This is a genomic window from Chryseobacterium sp. KACC 21268 (assembly GCA_028736075.1).
In the GTDB taxonomy this organism is placed as follows: domain Bacteria; phylum Bacteroidota; class Bacteroidia; order Flavobacteriales; family Weeksellaceae; genus Epilithonimonas.
Window position 1 is genome coordinate 1,037,188 of the sequence record CP117875.1, and the last position, 17,984, is coordinate 1,055,171.

Here is a 17,984-nt window from a genome sequence, read left to right on the forward strand (position 1 = left end):
TTTTTAGAAAATTAATAATATTTATAAAATATATTAAAAAATAATATAGATTTGCAGCCCTTTTAATTGATTATAAAAAAATGAAGAAATTTTTACTATTGATGTCAAGCGCTTTTTTCTTGAGCGCTTATGGACAAAGAACTTGTGGAACGGAGAAAAAAATGGCGGCTTTTTTTGCTGCAAATCCGCAGGCACAAGCGAACAGAGAAGCTTTGAAAGATTACCTGATTCACAATGATTTTACACAATCAAAAAAAGCAGGTGTTGTCACAATTCCTATTGTTGTTCACGTGTTGTATTCTACAACAGCGATGAACATTTCAGATGCTCAGATCGCTTCCCAGATCAAAGTCTTGAATGACGATTTCAGAAAACTCAATGCGGATTTCAGTACAGTGGTTCCGTCTGTTTTCCAGGGTGTTGCCGCGGATATGGAATTGGCTTTCTGTCTGGCTACCAAAAAACCAGATGGTTCCACAACAACCGGAGTTGAAAGAAAATCTGTAAGCAGCAATTTTAATTTCGATGATAATTATTATAAATCTTCAGGATTGCCATCTTGGGATACGACAAAATATCTGAACATCTGGGTCGGCAACATCAGCGCAGACTATCTAGGATGGGCTTATCTTCCGGATAATGCTGGAGGTACAGATGATGGACTTGCGATTGGTTACAAATATTTTGGAACGACCGGAACGGTAGTGTCTCCATATAATAAAGGTAGAACGGCAACACACGAGATAGGGCATTATTTTGGACTCAATCACATCTGGGGAGACGAGGAGAACTCTTGTGGTACTGCTGCAGGTAATGATGGATGTGCGGATACGCCGGCTACAAAAGAACCTTATTACGGAGCACCTACATTCCCAACAAATCTATACGCTTGTACCACTACTACCAATGGTTCAATGTTTATGAATTATATGGATTATGTAAACGATAATAAAATGGCGATGTTTACAAACAACCAAAAAACCATTACCCAAAATACAATGGCTGGTCCAAGAGCTAGCTTATTGAATTCTAATGCGTGTTCTTTTCTAGCGGTTGATGATGTGGAAAAATCTAATTCTATTAATTTATTTCCAAATCCTGCGGTTAATTATATTTCTATCGCTTCACCATTGGTTAAGATTAATGAAGTTGAAATCTTTGCGGCTGATGGAAAATTAGTCAAAAGAGCAAATGTGAAAAACGAAACTGACAAAATTGATGTGAAACAACTTCCGTTGGGAACTTACTATGTGAGAACTTACAATGAAGGTGGTTTTGTGAAATCTTTGAAGTTTATTAAGAAATAATTTGATTCAAAATTGAAATCTAAAACTCTGTCGAAAGGCGGAGTTTTTTTGGTTAATGACAATTTGTCACTTTTTTTGACGTGGTACAAATATTGAGAATTGGTCATTGTAAATATTAATAATAACAAAAAATAACATATAAAAAAATGAGTAAAATAATCGGAATTGACTTAGGTACAACCAACTCTTGCGTTGCAGTAATGGAAGGTAAAGATGCTGTAGTTATCCCTAATGCAGAAGGAAAAAGAACGACGCCTTCTATCGTAGCGTTCATAGAAGATGGTGAAAGAAAAGTAGGAGATCCTGCAAAAAGACAAGCGGTGACAAACCCTACAAAAACTGTATATTCTATCAAAAGATTCATCGGAACACATTTCAAAGATGACGCTTCTGAAGTCTCAAGAGTACCTTACGCAGTGGTAAGCGGACCAAACGATACGGTAAAAGTAAAAATAGACGACAGAGAATATACACCACAAGAGATTTCTGCAATGATTCTTCAAAAAATGAAGAAAACTGCTGAAGATTATCTTGGACAAGAAGTAACAAGAGCGGTAATCACTGTTCCGGCTTACTTTAATGATGCTCAAAGACAAGCTACTAAAGAAGCAGGAGAAATCGCTGGACTTAAAGTAGAAAGAATCATCAACGAGCCTACAGCAGCAGCTTTGGCTTATGGAATGGACAAATCTCACAAAGATCAAAAAATTGCAGTTTACGATTTAGGTGGTGGTACTTTTGACGTTTCTATCCTTGATCTAGGAGACGGTGTTTTCGAAGTATTGTCTACAAATGGAGACACGCACTTAGGTGGTGATGACTTTGATGATGTGATCATCAACTGGATGGCAGATGAATTCAAATCTGACGAAGGTGTAGATCTTAAAGGTGATGCGATTGCATTACAAAGATTGAAAGAAGCTGCTGAAAAAGCAAAAATCGAGTTGTCTTCTTCTCCTCAGACTGAAATCAACCTTCCATATATCACAGCTACGGCTACAGGTCCTAAACACTTGGTGAAGACTTTGACTAAAGCTAAATTCGAGCAATTATCTGCTGATTTGGTAAGACGTTCTATGGAGCCTTGTAAAAAAGCGCTTTCTGATGCAGGTCTTTCTATCTCAGATATCGACGAAGTGATCTTGGTAGGTGGTTCTACAAGAATCCCGATCATCCAGGAAGAAGTTGAGAAATTCTTCGGTAAAAAACCATCAAAAGGTGTTAATCCAGATGAGGTTGTAGCAATTGGTGCAGCTATCCAAGGTGGCGTTTTGACTGGAGATGTGACAGACGTTCTTTTGTTAGACGTTACACCACTTTCTTTAGGTATCGAAACTATGGGGTCTGTTTTCACTAAATTAATTGAAGCTAACACTACTATCCCAACTAAAAAATCTGAAGTATTCTCTACAGCTTCTGACAACCAGCCAGCTGTAAGCATCAGAGTTGGACAAGGTGAAAGACCAATGTTCAACGATAACAAAGAGATTGGTAGATTTGATTTGACAGATATTCCACCAGCACAAAGAGGTGTTCCTCAGATCGAAGTGACTTTCGATATCGATGCAAATGGTATCTTGAGCGTTTCTGCTAAAGATAAAGGAACTGGAAAAGAGCAATCTATCAAAATCCAGGCATCTTCTGGACTTTCTGACGAGGAAATCGAAAGAATGAAAAAAGAAGCTCAGGAAAACTCTGCAGCAGATGCGAAGAGAAAAGAAGAGGTTGAAGTTTTCAACAAAGCGGACGGATTGATCTTCCAAACTGAAAAGCAATTGAAAGAATTCGGTGATAAATTGTCTGCTGACAAAAAAGCAGCCATCGAAACTGCTCACGCAGAATTGAAAACCGCTTTCGAAGCTAAAAACGGTGATGATGTGAAAGCTAAAACCGAAGCTTTAGACGCAGCTTGGATGGCGGCATCTGAAGAGATGTATGCACAAGGTCAAGGTGCTGATGCAGGTGCTCAACAAGGTCAAGGAAATGCAAGCGGAGCAGAAGATGTTCAGGATGCAGATTTCGAAGAAGTGAAGTAAGACTTTAAAGTCAAACAATATTATAGAATCCCCGAGTGAAAGCTTGGGGATTTTTTTGTGAAAGGAATAATCCCTAATTTAGTTTGATAATTAAACAAATCATCAATGAAATTTTCAAAAATAATTTTAGTCGCAGCATTATTGTTAGTGCAATTTGGATTTGCTCAGGAGAAGGCAGATGTTGTTTTAGACAAAGCTTTGACTCAGGCAAAAGCGGAGAACAAAAATGTGCTTTTAATATTTCACGCATCGTGGTGTGGCTGGTGCAAACTGATGGAGAAGAATATGGAATTGCCAATGACAAAACCGCTTTTCGATAAAAATTATGTGACCGCTTATCTCGATGTTCAGGAACGTGGCGAAAAGAAAAGTCTGGAAAATCCCGGCGGCCAAGAATTAATGAATAAATACAAAGGCGAAACAGCAGGTCTTCCATTTTGGTTGATGCTAAGTCCGAAAGGTGAAGTCTTAGCCGATTCCTTCGATGCAAAAGGAGAAAATATCGGTTCGCCTGCAAGTCCGGAAGAAGTTGCTTCATTTCTTGTAAAACTGGAGAAAACTTCTAAATTAAATAAAACCGAACTCCAAACCATACAACAGGTTTTCGTCAAAAAAAATTAATGAAATTCCCGAGCGCTGACTTGGGGATTTTTATTTAACAATGTCCTAATAAATTGATTAGCTTTGTTTTAATAATCAGTTAATAAGATTTAAAATGAAAAATTCCAAAGTAATATTCAGTTTTATATTGTTAATGACAAGCGTTCTTGGTTTTTCTCAAACCGATGAAAAAGCAATTCAAGCGCAAATTACCCAAATGGTTTCCGACTGGAACACGCACGAGTTCAAAAATATGGATTCCTATATGACAGACGATGTGGAATGGGTGAATATCGTAGGAATGTGGTGGAAAGGCAGAGCGGAAGTGAAGGCCGCACATCAGGGAAATTTTGGCGCATTTTTCAAGGGTGTTCCGTTCAAGCAGAAAAGTTTGAAAACCAGATTTCTGACAAAAGATGTGGCTGTTGCAACTTTGATTTCCAGCGTGGGCGAGTTCTTCCCACCAGACGGCATTGACCACGGAAACAACAAGATGCCCGCGAGCGACGATATTTTAACGTTGGTTTTTGTCAAACAGAACGGGAAATGGCTCATCGCTTCCGGACAAAATACAGTGGTTGATGCGAGAGCAGCGAATAATAATCCTTCTAAAAAATAAAGTAAATCCCGAACTTAGGTTTGGGATTTTTAATTAGAATCGGTTTTTGGTAAGCATTTTTCCACCATTTTATAGATGATTTTCAGCCGCTCTACAACTTCTTCCATATTTTTCGTGAGCCTTTTCACTTCTTGTGGGTCTTTTGATTTCAGAACTTCATCGCCACTTTTGGAGACACATTTTTGAGTTTCCGCTTTTGAGATTTGTCCGTAATTTGAAACTTTCATCTGGATGCATTCGCAGGATTTTTTGGCAACTTCTTCTTCGATGGTTTGAGCATTTACAAGCGTCGATGTCATTAATAAAAAAAAGAAGGCACAATATTTTGAGAGATGGAAAATCATAGTTTCAAAGCTTTTCATAGCGAAGATAATTATTTCTTTCGAAGCAATTCCAAGATTTTAACTTTAAATCAAAATCCTTAAATTGCAGTGAGACCAAATCAAATCAATTAAAAAATGAAGAAAGCAAACGCATTAATTTTAGGATTAATAGGAGTTTTAATATGTTCTTGTCAGGAAAGCAAAGTCGAAAGTTCTGAGATTGCAAATTCTGAAAAGTCAGAAATGATTTTCGAAAAAGGCGACAAAGTTCCGAATGACAAATTTGTAGGCAATGTCTATCAAGCGATTTTAAGTGATGAAGGAACTCGCGTCAGCAACGTCACTTTCGAGCCGAAAGGTCGCACTAATTGGCACAATCATCCTGGCGGACAAACGCTTTTGGTGACCGAGGGCGTAGGTTATCATCAGGAAGAAGGGAAACCTGTCCAAGTCATCAAAAAAGGCGATGTCATCAAAATCGGAAAGAACGTAAAACACTGGCACGGCGGAACTGCAGACCAAGCGATGACGCACATCGCAGTAAGCATCGACCACGAGAAAAATCCGTCGCAGTGGTTTGAACCTGTGAGTGAGGAAGAGTATGCAATCAAATAACGACAAGAAAATCCCCGAACAGAAAGCTCGGGGATTTTTGTAGTGAGTTTTCAATGGTTTTTTTAAATTATCTTTTGACTAAGTGTGTCTTTTTCAAGTGGTCAATTATTTAAATCGAAGATAGAAGCATTTATCTTGAAAATCAATACCTCTTTTGGGGTATTTTTTTTGTGAAAGTCAGAATATTATTAGTAATTTAATGGCTGAAACTACTTATGACCAATGAAAAATTACCAACTCAAATTTGCTGATCTTGTGCAATCGATCGATGCTGTTTTCAATCAGATCGAAATGTGCCATATTTTGGAAATGGATAACTTCATCAATCCTACTTCTACCAGCTTCTTCAATGGATTTGATTGGTACATCACGCTTCACGACCTGCAGAAATTAAAACCGATTTTCATCAATGATAAGATGAAAAACTACTACGGTTTTGAGAAGAATACGTTTCAGGATATCGATTATTTTTACTATTTCACCACCATACATCCTTCTTCCTATCATACACTTTTGGATTCTGTGGTCCATTTCAAAAAAGGTGGAGAAGGCTACCTGATGCTGGAGTACAAACTGAAAAATAATGTAGGCAAGTTTGAGCAGTTCCTGGGTGTCACCAAAAGTATTTTTATTGATGAGAAGCCAGCTTTTGCATTGTCGTTGCTCAAAAAAAAGGAAGACACAAAGCGAGAGAATACCCAAAATAATCTGACAAAGAGAGAGCTGGAAATTATTCTGTTGATCTGCAAAGGCAAAAAGCAAAACGAGATCGCCAACCAGCTGTTCATTTCTTTGGAAACGACCAAGGTGCATATCAGGAATATCTACAGAAAATTGGAAATCAACAGCAGTCAGGAATTAATGATTTTGTACAAAGATTATTTGGAATAAAATAGAGTGCAGAATTATTACAATGAATATCTTTGCAAACTCAAAAGATAAAAAATGTTTTCAAAAATCACAGTTCACAGAGTCGGGAATAAAATCAATGGAGAATCTTTAACGCTTTCTCAGCAGGAGCTTCAGCTGGATGAGGATATGACAGAATTGCTGGGGAATTACTTCATCAATGCTTTCAAATCTGAAGAACAGTTCCAGTTTTATAGCGATTCATACTTGGTTAATAATCCGGTTTATAGTTCTGTGTCAGAGATTTTCGAAGACAAAGCGAAATTCCAGTGGGAATCTGAAAACATTGCCAAACATCTTTACGAAGCAGCGGAAAATCCGAGAGTTCAGGCGGGCGAGTTGTTTGTGGTTTATTTTGAAGGCGAAGTTTTCGAATCCGCAGATGGAAAAAGTGAAAAGACAGATTCTATCGGAATTTTCAAGACTGAAAAAAGAGAAGGTTTCCTGAAAATCAATCCTCAGGACGAATCTTTTGAAATCGAAAGAGACTTCGGAATCAGCCTGTCAAAAATCGATAAAGCGGCTTTGATTTATAACAGCGAAAAAGAAAGTGGCTACGTTCTGTCCGTCATAGACAACAACAAAAACGGTGACATCTACTATTGGTTCGAAGATTTCTTGAAAGTGAAACAGCGCGACAACGAGTACTTCCACACGCAGGAAACTTTGTCCGTTTACAAAGATTTCATCACGCAGAAATTGCCTGAGGAATTTGAGGTTTCGAAAGCAGACCAAGCGGATTTTTTGAATAAGTCCATCAATTTCTTCAAAGAAAAAGAAGAGTTCAAATATGATGATTTTGTGAAGGAAGTGTTGCAGGATGACACAGTGATAGAAAGTTTTTCCAACTTCAAATCCGATTATGAGAACGATATGCAAATTTCGATTTCAGAAGATTTTCCAATTAACAATCAGGCGGTTAAGAAGCAGCAAAGACATTTCAAATCCATCATCAAGCTCGATAAAAATTTCCACATCTACATCCACGGCGACCGCGACAAATTGGAAACCGGACAAGACGACAAAGGGAAATATTACAGATTGTATTTTGAAGAGGAAAAATAATTTTATTTAACATAATAATTAAAATACCAAAAAGTTCTACCTTTGTGGCTATGTTGAACAGGAGAAGTAAAACTTTCAAGAAGTTCATTTCGGTATTTTTTGCCGGGATATATCTTTTTGTGGCTTTGTTTTCTTCCCAATTGCATAGCCACGAAGGCGAATCTTTCTTCAGAGATTCTGGTTTCAAAAAGGCAGAGAAAACTTTTTCATCCGACATTTCAAAAGGTCAATCCGGCGATTGTCTGGCCTGTCATTTCTTGGCAACGGGCAATTCTTTGGTTCCGGAGCAGTTTTCTTTCCATTTCGAAAACCATACACACGACACACAACAAACTTTTTCTGTACAGGAAAAAATATGGTCAGCGACCAAATTCACTTTTCAACTTCGCGGTCCACCCGCCATTTCATAATTTTCATTTTTCTCAATATTCATCAGGATTTTTGAGAGATTTTTCTTGAATTAATTAAACAAGTTTTTCAACGAGAGACAGCGTCTCGAACAATTGGTAGAATTCTAAATGTATTTGAAAACCAAAAGGTTGTAAAGAGGCAGAGCCTTGGCAATCGGTTATTCTTGAATGCTGATAGAACATAATCAACCAGAACATTGAGGTGCGAAGCTCCGGTATGTAATGTTTTTTTATGGCAACTATTCCGTCTTCCGCTCCCAAACCTAACGAAGTGGTTCGACGAAGTCAATCTTTTTACCTAGGCTTTTCCCAATGCAAAAAGGATTTCCGCTCAAGCCGGGTTGCGAGCAATTCGCTGTTCCAAAGACAGTCCCTGATTAATTCAAAATTTTCAATAGGTACACCGTACTTTTTACTTTATCAATTTAAAATGAAAAACATTATAAATCTGATGTTGGTCTTTTTCGGGCTAGCATTGGTATCTGCGCAGAGCCATTCCGTAGAAGGGACGGTTCAGGATTTTCACGACAAGACAATGCTGGAAAATGCCATTGTCAAAATCGGAGCATTCACGGCGAAAACAGATAAAAAAGGAAAATTTTCTTTTCGAGACATTCCCGCAGGTTCATATCAGCTCGTTGCAAAGCATCCTCTCTGCGATGATTATACTGAAAATGTAAAAGTCGACAGAGATGTGCATTTGGCGATCACGCTGGAACATCACATCGATGAGATTGAAACCGTGACCATCCACGTCGACCACAAGACCAAAGGTTCTGTGATTATGAGAACGCTCGACAAAACGGAACTCGAGAGAAATTCCACAGAAAATCTTGGAAATCTTCTTTCTCGAATTGCCGGCGTAACAGCTTTAAAAACAGGGAATAATATTTCAAAACCCGTCATCCGTGGTTTATATGGTAGCCGAATCTCTATCTTGAACAACGGCGTGAAAATGGCCGAGCAGGAATGGGGCGTAGAACACGCACCAAATGTGGATGTCAACGATTTCGAACACGTTGACTTGGTGAAAGGCGCTTCCGCTTTGAAGTATGGGAACGAAGGCGTCGGCGGTGTCGTCGTCCTAGAACCAGCCATTTTACCAAAGAAAGATACAGTGATGGGAAGTGTACGACTTTCTGGCATTTCCAACGGTAGAGGAGGCGAGCTTGGTGCGAACGTCGCGAAAGTTTGGGAAAACCAATGGTTTGTAAAAGCTGGCGGAAGTTATAAGAAAACCGGCGACCAGTACATCCCTCATCACACGTTGCAGAATACGGGAATGGAATTCAATTCCTTCAATTTTTCTTTTGGAAAACATAGTTTTTTGCAAGGTTTTGATGTGTCGTACAGTGGCATCAATCAGGAATTTGGAATTTACAGAGGTGCGCATTTGGCGAGTCCGGAGGATTTTTACAATGCGGTCAACTTTGGACAGCCTTTTTATCTTGACAATTTCACGTATGATATTGATAATCCAAAACAGGAAGTCGCGCATCACATTGCAAAACTTTCGGCGTACAGACGTTTTGCGGATTTTGGTAAACTGACTTTTCAATACAGTTTTCAATTGAACCGCAGAAAAGAGTACGATATCAGACGAGGCGAGTTGAGCAATATTCCATCAATGGATTTGAGGTTGATCACCCATTCTGCCAGTTTGGTACATTTGATCGAGCGTTCGGATTGGAGTTTAGAAAGCGGAATCTCAGGAACTTTCCAAGATAATTTTCCAAATCCAGCAACCAAAGCGAGACGTTTGATTCCTGATTATTATCGATATGATGCGGGCGCGTTTTCGGTTTTCAAATATCGATTCAATTCGAAGTTGAATGCAGAAGCGGCGGTTCGATATGACTTCAGCAGATATGACGCTTATAAATATTATGATTCGGATAAATGGAATGCCAATTACGCAGACATTTTTCCAGAGTTTTTTGTGAATGAATCTGGAAGTAGGATTTTGACAAGACCAATTCTGGATTATCATAATTTCTCAGCGAATGTCGGGTTGGATTATAAACCAATTCAGAATTTTGAAGTGAAGTTAAATCTCTCCAGAGCAGACAGAACGCCAAATGCGGCGGAATTGTTTTCTGACGGATTGCACCACTCAGCAGCTGTGATGGAAGAGGGAAACCTTAATATCAAAAAAGAAACGGTTTATAATGTGAATCTTTCCTTGGCAGGTCATTTCGATGTGTTGAAAGGCCTTCATATCGAGGCAAATCCTTATGTGATGATGTCTGATAATTTCGTCAACCAGATTCCAACAAGTGTTCTGAATACAAATCGAGGTGTTTTTCCGGTTTGGACCTATCAGCAGATCAAAGCGAGAATCTATGGTGTGGATGCAGATGCGGAACTTTCGATTTTGCATAATTTGAAATGGAAATCGGGATTCAGTATTTTGAGAGGTGACGATCTTTCGAATAATGAACCTTTGATTTTGATGATGCCAGCAAAACTTCGAAATTCAATTGAACTTAATCTTTACAAACCCAAAAATTTCTACGTCAGTCTTGAGAACGAAAATACCTTCAAACAAAATCGTTTTCCAATCAGAAATCTTCCGGTGACTTTCATCAAAGACGGTGTTGAAAGAAATGAGATTGTCGATTTCAGTTCTACGCCGGCTTCGTTTACATTATTTCACGCTTCTGTTGGAGCAGACTTATTCAAAAATCTGAATTTTAATTTCAGGATCAACAACATTTTTAACACAGAGTACAGAGAATATTTGAACAGACTCAGATATTATATGTTCGAACCAGGAAGAAATTTCGTGGTGACTCTCAAATACAATTTTTAATTACAACAACTTAAAATTTAAATCAAAATGAAAAAATTCATCAATATTACATTAGTCCTTTTAGTCTCACTTTTTATCTTCTCTTGTAGAAACGACGACGACGCAGTTCCGGAAGATGTGCACGAGCACGACGAGATCGGGAAAGTGGTTTTGACTTTGACCAACAAAAATAATGCTTCGGATGTTCAAACTGTGAACGTGATTTCTGGCGTGGCAGACGGACATTTGCATTTGCATGCTGGCGATACTTATTCCGCGGTTTTGGATTTCCAGATCAAGCACGACGATCATTACCATTCTTCTGAAGAAATCGAGGAAGAGAAAGATCATCATTTCATCACTTTTGCACCAGCCAATGCAGACATTGTTGTTTTGAGATCTGCGAACGACATTGTTAGAACAGACGGACAAAGATTGGGTCTGAGAACAGAGTGGACGGTTAATTCTGCACAATCTACTGGAAAAATGAATATCAAATTAATTCACGGTCCAGCGACTGTTAATCAAAACTATCCATCGGCAACTAATCAGTTAGGGCAAACAACTGGTGGAGAAACAGATGTTGATATTACAGTGGATGCACATTAATCCAATATTTCATATTAATATTGAAAATAAAGATGTCTTTTTTAAGGCATCTTTATTTTTTAATGAAACTTTATGATTTTTTATAAAAACCGTGCGTGTATTTAATTTTGAAGTTCCTTATAATTTGACTACTTTTGCAACCTAAAAATTTCAATTAATGAACGTTACAGCTACAAACCATGACGATGTAAGTGCATTGCTTACGGTAACATTGGAAAAATCTGATTATAAAGAAAAAGTTGAAAAGCAACTACTAAACTATGCAAAGAATGCACAAGTTCCTGGATTCAGAAAAGGGAAAGTGCCATTGAGCATGGTTAAAAAACAATATGAAGCTGGCATCGCTTTCGAAGAGATCAACAAACAGGTTTCTGAAGCGTTGAACGGTTATGTAAGTGAGAACAAACTTAGATTGGTAGGTCAGCCAGTTCCTCAACCAGTAAACGATTTCGATCACAATGCAGAATCTTTATCTGTAGCTTTCGAAGTTGGATACGAGCCGGAATTCTCTGTTGATCTTGCTAAATATGAAGCGCCTCATTACAAAGTAGAAGCTTCTGACAAAGAAATCTCTACAAGTGTAGAAAATATGCAAAAGCGTTTTGCAGAGAGAGTTCCGGAAGAAAAAATCGGAAAGGATTCTTACGTCGCTTTAGAAGTTTCTCAAGTTGTAGAAGAAGGTGCAGAAGGCGAGCACAACCACGCTCCAAAAAACGTAACGATTTCTAAAGATCAGAAAGAAGCTTACGATTTGGTGAAAAAATTGAAAAAAGACGAATCTGTAAAAGTTTCTAAAGAAGATCTTGCTTCTAAAGAAGAATTGGCAAAACAACTAGGTTTTTCTAAAGAAGAAGCAGAACACCTTCACCACAACGAGGTAGAAGTAACTGTAAAAGATATCTACGGATTGAATTTGGCAGAACTTGACCAAGAATTGTTCGACAAAGTTTATGGTAAAGACGTGATCACGACTGAAGAAGAATTGAAAGCAAGAGTGAAAACTGAATTGGACGAATACTTCCAGCAAAATGCTGATGTTCATTTCGTAAATAAGATCCTTCAGCAAGTTAATGAGAAAGAAGAGATCAAATTACCTGAGGCATTCTTGATCAAATGGTTGTTGTTCTCTAACCAAAACATCACTTCTGAGGAGCAGGCAAAAGAAATCCTTGAAAACGAGAAAAACATTATCAAAGGTCAGATCCTAGAAGGAAAATTGATGAACGATAATGATATCCAGTTGGATTATGCTGAGGTTCTAGGACAAGCTGAGCAGTTGGTAAGAAACCAATTGGCAATCTACGGAATCCACCACTTGGGTGACGATGAGGTTCAGAGATATGCAGCAGAAATGTTGAAAGACGAAAACCAAGTAAGACAGATCTCTTCTGAAGTTGCTATGGCAAAATTGAAAGATGTGATCTTGGAAAAATCTAAGAAAACAGAAACTGTGATCTCTCACGACGAGTTTCTTGAAGAATTGAAGAAATAATTTTCCTCGAAAATATATTGAAAAACGCTCCAAATATTTGGAGCGTTTTTTATTTTCTATAATTCAAAAGTTCGACGTAAGGATCTCCGCTTAACCCTAACAATTTGGCGAATGCAGGTTCGGTTTTCAAACCAAGTCCTTTTAGTTCAATGATTTTCCTTCGAAATTCGTGACCTTCTTTTTCCAAAATGTCAAACTCCTTCTTCATATGCAAATAAGAATTTTGAAGATGAGTCGGTTGGTTTTGGGCAAATAGCTCCACAGGAAATTCTTCCAGTTGGAATTTGCAGATCAGAGATTCTATTTCATTGATTTCAATCAAATTAATGCTGAATTGCTCTTGGTTCTGAAATTCAATGGTCAATAATGTCTTTAAAGTGTCAAAATCACTAGTTTCCAAAATGATATCAAGGTCACTTCCATCGATATTGATTCCAATCGGAAAAGTTCCCGCAAGAATAGGATTGTAAGTTTTAAGTTTTTGAAAGATTTGATGGTTTTCTAAAACCTGAAATATTCTTTTCTGGATATCAGACCCTATTTTCAAATAGTCCAAAGTTAGAAAGTCCATTGATGCTAATTTTTATTTTGTCAGTCTGAGGCTCTCGAAACTTCCCAAGCTGTCAGTCTGAGGCTCTCGAAGACATATTAAATTAAAAATTCAAAAACAACCTCGGATTGATCGGCTGATTGTTTTTATGAACTTCATAATGAAGATGAGGTCCCGTTGAGCGTCCGGTATTGCCAGATTTTGCGATGATCTGTCCAACTTTTACTCTATCATTGGTTTCGACTAATATCTCCGAGAGATGCCCGTAAAGCGTTGCCAAACCATTGCCGTGTTCGATGATGACACAGTTGCCATAACCGCCTTTCACGCCAGCGAAGATCACTTTCCCAGATGCAGCGCCTTTTACAGGACTTCCGTAAGCTACCGCAACGTCCAGACCTTTGTGAAACTGCATTTGGTCTTTTTCAGCTGGTGCGTTGCTGGATGCGTTTTTATCTTCTTTTACAATCGCTTGTCTTTTGATGACATTTCCAAGGCTGTCTTTTTCTTCGGAAATATTGGATGTGTTTTCTGTTTTTGAAGGGTCAACTTTCGGCGGAATTGGATTTTTTCTGATTCCAAAGTTAGAAGAGATGTAGCCGTCGGTCGGGATTCCCAATGGAACTTGTTGTAACTTTTGTTCCAGGTCGATCAGATATTGGCTGTATCGGTTACTAACTTTTGCCAGATAAACCTCGTTTTGAAGACTGTCCTGCGCTAGTTTTTCAATTCTGAGGTCTGAGACGTTTTTTGATTTCAAGAATCCATCGATGCTCCTGATGCTTTGGTCTACAACTGCAAGATCTGTTTTCAGTTGAAGGTGATCGATGCTGTCCTTCTCATTATTGATCTTCACAAGGTTGACTTCGTAAACTTTGTCATCGGCACCATTGTATAATTTGGCGATGATCAAAGCCTGAACAAAGCAAGCAATCAATAGCAGGATGAGAACTATGTTTTTTTTCTTTTTCGATTTAAGAAATTGGACCATTAATTTATTTTTAAAATGGACTGCAAAAGTAAGAAAATTTTATTTTTATCAATGTTAATCGGTATTATGAATGTAAATTAGATTAATAAAAGTTAATTATTCTTAAAATATTGTAAAATGGAATTTAGATTTAGGTAAATTCACAAATTACATTAGATTTGTAATCTTGGAAAGTTATAGATATTTACAAATGAAAATGCAGATCAAGAATGACTAAGAAATCGACTAAATCATCTAAAAATGTACGTGTGGGCGTTTTGGGAAGCGGAAGTTTTGCGACGGCCATTGTAAAAATGCTTGCAGAAAACTGTAAAACCGTTAACTGGTGCGTCCGAAACGAATTCGTGAAAGGTGCCATAGAACAGCGCGGACACAATCCAACTTACCTGACAACGGTTTCCTTCAACTTAAAAAAACTTCAAATTACCACAGATATCAACGAGTTGGTTTCCAATTGTGATGTGATTATTTTGGCAGTTCCTTCCATCTATCTAGCAGAATCGATGGAAAAACTGACTTGCGATTATCAGGACAAATTATTCTGTTCTGCCATCAAAGGGATTGTTCCGAAACATAATGACATTGTTGCGCATTATCTAAAAGACCAATTCAAAATCGGATTCAAAAATCAGGCGGTGATTGCTGGACCTTGTCACGCGGAGGAAGTCGCGATGGAGCGATTGTCTTATTTGACGGTTGCTGTGGCAGGACAAGATGATGCTGATGTTCTGAAAAGCGTTTTGTCCTCTTATTATATTAAGGTCAATACAAGTTGTGATATTCTCGGAAACGAATATTCTGCGATTCTGAAAAATATTTATGCGATAGGAGCTGGGATTGCAAGCGGTTTGGGCTATGGAGACAACTTCATCGCCGTCTATGTTTCCAACGCCATTCGTGAAATGGAAATTTTCCTGGAGTCTATTTATCCTGAGAAAAGAGATGTGAATGAGAGCGCGTATTTAGGCGATTTAATTGTGACTGCTTATTCATTATTCTCAAGAAACAGAAACCTTGGAAACTTGATTGGTAAAGGTTATACGGTAAAATCTGCCATCCAGTCGATGAGTATGGTTGCGGAAGGTTATTATGCAACGAAAGGGATTTACTCCATTTGCGAGGAGAAGAAGCTGAAACTGCCGATTATCAATGCCGTTTATGATATTCTTTACGAAGGAAAAAATGCGGAGAAACAATTTGCAAAACTCACAGAGAAACTGACTTAGTATTAATGATTTAATTAACAAAACATTACAATTTTCTATGGATTGATTGGAATAGAATTTGTAAATATTGCTCCGTTAAAGTAACAAACACAAAAAACAATAATGAAATATTCAAAATTAAAATTAGCTCAAGAGGCCATCAAACACAAAGGATTTCTCCAAAAGATTCCTTCTGTGATTCGGATGTTCAAATTATGGTACAGAGGCGAATACAAAATGAAATTCACCGATGTCCTGATTCCCGCATTGGCATTAATCTATGTTATATCACCAATCGATATCATTCCGGATTTCGTACCTGTTGTAGGGGCTTTGGATGATTTGGCAATCTTGGCTTTGGCCATTCCAATGCTGATGAAAGAAGTGGACAAATTCCTGCTTTGGGAAAGCCAACTCAGAAAAGGCAACCGCGAAATTCAGGACGCTGAAATAGTAGAATAAAAAAATCCCGATTCAAAACTGAATCGGGATTTTTATTTTTAAACGCTGATGACTTCTTCAATCTCCGGAGCGTGTTGCTTGATGGTACTTTCCACACCCAGCTTCATCGTAGAACTGCTGATACCACAGCTGGAACAGCTTCCCAATAGTTTTACGAACACTTTCTTCTCCTGAACGTCAACCAATTCAATATCGCCACCGTCTTTCTGCAAAAACGGACGAATGCTTTCCAAAGCATCCATCACCTTGGTTACCAGTTCTTCCTGAATTTGATTTGTATTATTATCCATTTTATATATTTTCCTTTTTAAATTACCCCGATTTAAGCCATTAGCAAAAAGCCAATCGCCAAAAGCTAATTACTTTTTCGGAGAACAACCAGCCATCGTTGTAATTTTCACAGCTTCGGTTGCAGGTAGATTTTTGTTTCTCTCAACAAGACTTTCTACCATATTCTGAGCAGTCTTGATGTAAATCTCAGAAATCTTTGAGTTTTCCTGAAGCGCCGCCGGTCTTCCAACATCACCCGCTTCTCTAATGCTCTGAATCAATGGAATCTCTCCCAAAACCGGAATTCCCAAATCCTCGGCCATAAACTGAGCACCTTGTTTGCCAAAGATATAATATTTATTCTCAGGTAATTCCTCTGGCGTGAAATAAGCCATATTTTCTATCAATCCCAAAACCGGAATGTTGATACTTTCCATATTGAACATCGCGATTCCCTTTCTTACATCTGCCAAAGCAACGTGTTGAGGCGTACTCACAATCACCGCGCCAGTCACCGGAACTTCCTGAATGATAGATAGATGAATGTCGCCAGTTCCCGGAGGAAGGTCAATCAACAAGAAATCCAATTCGCCCCAATCCGCATCACGAATCATTTGATTCAACGCTTTCGAAGCCATTGGTCCTCTCCATACAACCGCTTGATTAGCTCCTGAGAAATAACCGATTGATAGCATTTTCACGCCGTAATTCTCAATTGGTTTCATCAGGTTTCTGCCATTTACTTCCACAGAGATTGGTTTTTGCCCTTCCGTATCAAGCATTGTCGGGACAGATGGCCCGTAGATATCCGCATCCAGCAGTCCAACTTTGAAACCCATTTTTGCCAACGTCACCGCAAGGTTCGCCGCAACCGTAGATTTTCCAACGCCACCTTTTCCGGAAGCAATTGCGATTATATTTTGAATTCCAGCGATTTGCTTTCCTTTGATTTCGTTGGTCACCGGCGTTGCAGGCAATTCCGGAGACGTGATTTTCAATTTAAGATTCACGTGCTCTCCAAATTCCGAAGCAAAAGCCTGCTTCATAGCCACTTCCAGTTTCTTTTTCTCGTGCATTGCCGGAGAATGGGCCGTCATATCAATATAAATATCGTCTCCCATCACCTGAAAATTACTTACCAGGTCTTCCACTTCTATCTCTTTCAGGAAATCCTGAACCTTTGATTTCGTCAGCATAAAAATTTGATTCTTAATCCTGCAAATTTACGGATTTTAAAATTAATTTAGAATCAATACGATTTGTGATTTTGTCTATGTTGATGATTTTTGGCAGGCGAGTTGGGTCGGAGAGTAGGAGTGTTTTAGTGTTCGAGAGATAAGCGTAACGTAAAAACTCATCAACTCTCAAACTCTCAAACTCTCCCACACTCCAACTCATCAGTAGCCGGGAACCTGCTTTCCGTTGCAATTCCTCGCGCCTTACTTTTTCCATCGCGTGCTGTGGGATTTCCACTGCAATCAGGGCTAGGGATTTTGTCTTCGAATCACATTTTGTCAATGAAAATATAATTTTGTAATTCTGGAAGAATCTCAACAGTTTAGGTTGACTTCGTCGAACCACTTCGTTAGGTTTTCTCCGGATAAACATTTTGTTACGGATAACCTTTTGATAGATTTAATTTAGAGAGCCACGAAGTGGCTCAATATTAATAGCATCGGGTGAAGCCCGATGTGAATTAGACAACACGATTAAAAAGCCCTGAAGGGGCG

19 protein-coding genes are annotated in these 17,984 nt (G+C 38.4%); 13 read left to right on the top strand and 6 right to left on the bottom strand.

The window, feature by feature from the left end; translation table 11 throughout:
- Positions 1-80: 80 nt before the first annotated feature.
- From PQ459_04945 to PQ459_04960, 4 genes are all read left to right on the top strand, one after another.
- Positions 81-1,307, top strand: a complete 1,227-nt coding sequence (locus PQ459_04945; protein ID WDF47827.1) for a M43 family zinc metalloprotease — start codon at positions 81-83, stop codon at positions 1,305-1,307.
- 146 nt (positions 1,308-1,453) lie between these two features.
- The gene (gene dnaK, locus PQ459_04950) at positions 1,454-3,343 is read left to right on the top strand and encodes a molecular chaperone DnaK (GenBank protein WDF47828.1); all 1,890 of its coding nucleotides are present in this window, start codon (positions 1,454-1,456) and stop codon (positions 3,341-3,343) included.
- Positions 3,344-3,448: 105 nt separating this feature from the next.
- Positions 3,449-3,964 (top strand): thioredoxin family protein, encoded by a 516-nt coding sequence (locus PQ459_04955; protein ID WDF47829.1) that lies wholly within the window; start codon positions 3,449-3,451, stop codon positions 3,962-3,964.
- Between the two features lie 94 nt (positions 3,965-4,058).
- Entirely contained in the window at positions 4,059-4,562 is a 504-nt protein-coding gene (locus PQ459_04960) for an SgcJ/EcaC family oxidoreductase (protein ID WDF47830.1), read from the top strand.
- 29 nt (positions 4,563-4,591) lie between these two features.
- Here the strand turns inward: PQ459_04960 and PQ459_04965 are convergent, their stop codons facing one another.
- Positions 4,592-4,861 carry a hypothetical protein gene (locus PQ459_04965; GenBank protein ID WDF47831.1) on the bottom strand — a complete coding sequence of 90 codons (270 nt, stop codon included), beginning with the start codon at positions 4,859-4,861 and terminating at the stop codon, positions 4,592-4,594.
- A 159-nt stretch (positions 4,862-5,020) separates the two neighbouring features.
- On the opposite strand from PQ459_04965, the gene PQ459_04970 reads away from it, so the two are divergent.
- The 7 genes from PQ459_04970 to PQ459_05000 all read left to right on the top strand — a co-directional run bounded on the left by PQ459_04970 (position 5,021) and on the right by PQ459_05000 (position 12,776).
- Positions 5,021-5,500 carry a cupin domain-containing protein gene (locus PQ459_04970; GenBank protein ID WDF47832.1) on the top strand — a complete coding sequence of 160 codons (480 nt, stop codon included), beginning with the start codon at positions 5,021-5,023 and terminating at the stop codon, positions 5,498-5,500.
- 222 nt (positions 5,501-5,722) lie between these two features.
- Positions 5,723-6,391 (top strand): LuxR C-terminal-related transcriptional regulator, encoded by a 669-nt coding sequence (locus PQ459_04975; protein ID WDF47833.1) that lies wholly within the window; start codon positions 5,723-5,725, stop codon positions 6,389-6,391.
- A 54-nt stretch (positions 6,392-6,445) separates the two neighbouring features.
- Entirely contained in the window at positions 6,446-7,474 is a 1,029-nt protein-coding gene (locus PQ459_04980; protein ID WDF47834.1) for a nucleoid-associated protein, read from the top strand.
- Positions 7,475-7,524: 50 nt separating this feature from the next.
- Positions 7,525-7,884: a hypothetical protein gene (locus tag PQ459_04985; protein ID WDF47835.1), complete on the top strand. Its 360-nt coding sequence runs from the start codon at positions 7,525-7,527 to the stop codon at positions 7,882-7,884.
- A 430-nt stretch (positions 7,885-8,314) separates the two neighbouring features.
- On the top strand, positions 8,315-10,696 hold the full coding sequence (locus PQ459_04990; GenBank protein ID WDF47836.1) for a TonB-dependent receptor: 2,382 nt from the start codon (positions 8,315-8,317) through the stop codon (positions 10,694-10,696).
- A 27-nt stretch (positions 10,697-10,723) separates the two neighbouring features.
- Positions 10,724-11,284, top strand: coding sequence for a hypothetical protein (locus PQ459_04995; GenBank protein WDF47837.1), 561 nt, complete (start codon positions 10,724-10,726; stop codon positions 11,282-11,284).
- A gap of 157 nt (positions 11,285-11,441) precedes the next feature.
- Positions 11,442-12,776 (top strand): trigger factor, encoded by a 1,335-nt coding sequence (locus PQ459_05000; GenBank protein WDF47838.1) that lies wholly within the window; start codon positions 11,442-11,444, stop codon positions 12,774-12,776.
- Positions 12,777-12,825: 49 nt separating this feature from the next.
- Here PQ459_05000 and PQ459_05005 read toward each other — a convergent pair whose 3' ends face one another.
- Positions 12,826-13,347: a DUF4269 domain-containing protein gene (locus PQ459_05005; protein WDF47839.1), complete on the bottom strand. Its 522-nt coding sequence runs from the start codon at positions 13,345-13,347 to the stop codon at positions 12,826-12,828.
- A gap of 82 nt (positions 13,348-13,429) precedes the next feature.
- Positions 13,430-14,317 (bottom strand): M23 family metallopeptidase, encoded by an 888-nt coding sequence (locus PQ459_05010; GenBank protein ID WDF47840.1) that lies wholly within the window; start codon positions 14,315-14,317, stop codon positions 13,430-13,432.
- A 209-nt stretch (positions 14,318-14,526) separates the two neighbouring features.
- On the opposite strand from PQ459_05010, the gene PQ459_05015 reads away from it, so the two are divergent.
- Together PQ459_05015 and PQ459_05020 are read left to right on the top strand one after the other, a co-directional pair.
- The gene (locus tag PQ459_05015; protein WDF47841.1) at positions 14,527-15,543 is read left to right on the top strand and encodes an NAD(P)-binding domain-containing protein; all 1,017 of its coding nucleotides are present in this window, start codon (positions 14,527-14,529) and stop codon (positions 15,541-15,543) included.
- Between the two features lie 102 nt (positions 15,544-15,645).
- On the top strand, positions 15,646-15,984 hold the full coding sequence (locus tag PQ459_05020; protein WDF47842.1) for a DUF1232 domain-containing protein: 339 nt from the start codon (positions 15,646-15,648) through the stop codon (positions 15,982-15,984).
- A 38-nt stretch (positions 15,985-16,022) separates the two neighbouring features.
- On the opposite strand, the gene PQ459_05025 is transcribed toward PQ459_05020, so the two are convergent.
- From PQ459_05025 to PQ459_05035, 3 genes are all read right to left on the bottom strand, one after another.
- A complete protein-coding gene (locus PQ459_05025) occupies positions 16,023-16,274 on the bottom strand; it encodes a NifU family protein (protein ID WDF47843.1) in 252 nt (83 codons plus the stop codon).
- Between the two features lie 69 nt (positions 16,275-16,343).
- Positions 16,344-17,450 carry an Mrp/NBP35 family ATP-binding protein gene (locus PQ459_05030; protein WDF47844.1) on the bottom strand — a complete coding sequence of 369 codons (1,107 nt, stop codon included), beginning with the start codon at positions 17,448-17,450 and terminating at the stop codon, positions 16,344-16,346.
- 13 nt (positions 17,451-17,463) lie between these two features.
- Complete coding sequence (locus PQ459_05035) at positions 17,464-17,862, bottom strand: hypothetical protein (protein WDF47845.1); 399 nt, start codon at positions 17,860-17,862, stop codon at positions 17,464-17,466.
- Positions 17,863-17,984: the final 122 nt, after the last annotated feature.

Bases quoted from the DNA above. Each gene is read 5' to 3' on its own strand.
- PQ459_04975 (WDF47833.1), top strand. From the start codon at position 5,723: ATGAAAAATTACCAACTCAAATTTGCTGATCTTGTGCAATCGATCGAT.
- dnaK (WDF47828.1), top strand. From the start codon at position 1,454: ATGAGTAAAATAATCGGAATTGACTTAGGTACAACCAACTCTTGCGTT.
- PQ459_04985 (WDF47835.1), top strand. From the start codon at position 7,525: ATGTTGAACAGGAGAAGTAAAACTTTCAAGAAGTTCATTTCGGTATTT.
- PQ459_05035 (WDF47845.1), bottom strand. From the start codon at position 17,862: ATGTTTATCCGGAGAAAACCTAACGAAGTGGTTCGACGAAGTCAACCT.
- PQ459_05020 (WDF47842.1), top strand. From the start codon at position 15,646: ATGAAATATTCAAAATTAAAATTAGCTCAAGAGGCCATCAAACACAAA.
- PQ459_05030 (WDF47844.1), bottom strand. From the start codon at position 17,450: ATGCTGACGAAATCAAAGGTTCAGGATTTCCTGAAAGAGATAGAAGTG.
- PQ459_05010 (WDF47840.1), bottom strand. From the start codon at position 14,317: ATGGTCCAATTTCTTAAATCGAAAAAGAAAAAAAACATAGTTCTCATC.
- PQ459_04970 (WDF47832.1), top strand. From the start codon at position 5,021: ATGAAGAAAGCAAACGCATTAATTTTAGGATTAATAGGAGTTTTAATA.
- PQ459_04960 (WDF47830.1), top strand. From the start codon at position 4,059: ATGAAAAATTCCAAAGTAATATTCAGTTTTATATTGTTAATGACAAGC.
- PQ459_05025 (WDF47843.1), bottom strand. From the start codon at position 16,274: ATGGATAATAATACAAATCAAATTCAGGAAGAACTGGTAACCAAGGTG.
- PQ459_05000 (WDF47838.1), top strand. From the start codon at position 11,442: ATGAACGTTACAGCTACAAACCATGACGATGTAAGTGCATTGCTTACG.
- PQ459_04990 (WDF47836.1), top strand. From the start codon at position 8,315: ATGAAAAACATTATAAATCTGATGTTGGTCTTTTTCGGGCTAGCATTG.
- PQ459_04965 (WDF47831.1), bottom strand. From the start codon at position 4,861: ATGACATCGACGCTTGTAAATGCTCAAACCATCGAAGAAGAAGTTGCC.
- PQ459_04955 (WDF47829.1), top strand. From the start codon at position 3,449: ATGAAATTTTCAAAAATAATTTTAGTCGCAGCATTATTGTTAGTGCAA.
- PQ459_04995 (WDF47837.1), top strand. From the start codon at position 10,724: ATGAAAAAATTCATCAATATTACATTAGTCCTTTTAGTCTCACTTTTT.
- PQ459_04980 (WDF47834.1), top strand. From the start codon at position 6,446: ATGTTTTCAAAAATCACAGTTCACAGAGTCGGGAATAAAATCAATGGA.
- PQ459_04945 (WDF47827.1), top strand. From the start codon at position 81: ATGAAGAAATTTTTACTATTGATGTCAAGCGCTTTTTTCTTGAGCGCT.
- PQ459_05015 (WDF47841.1), top strand. From the start codon at position 14,527: ATGACTAAGAAATCGACTAAATCATCTAAAAATGTACGTGTGGGCGTT.
- PQ459_05005 (WDF47839.1), bottom strand. From the start codon at position 13,347: ATGGACTTTCTAACTTTGGACTATTTGAAAATAGGGTCTGATATCCAG.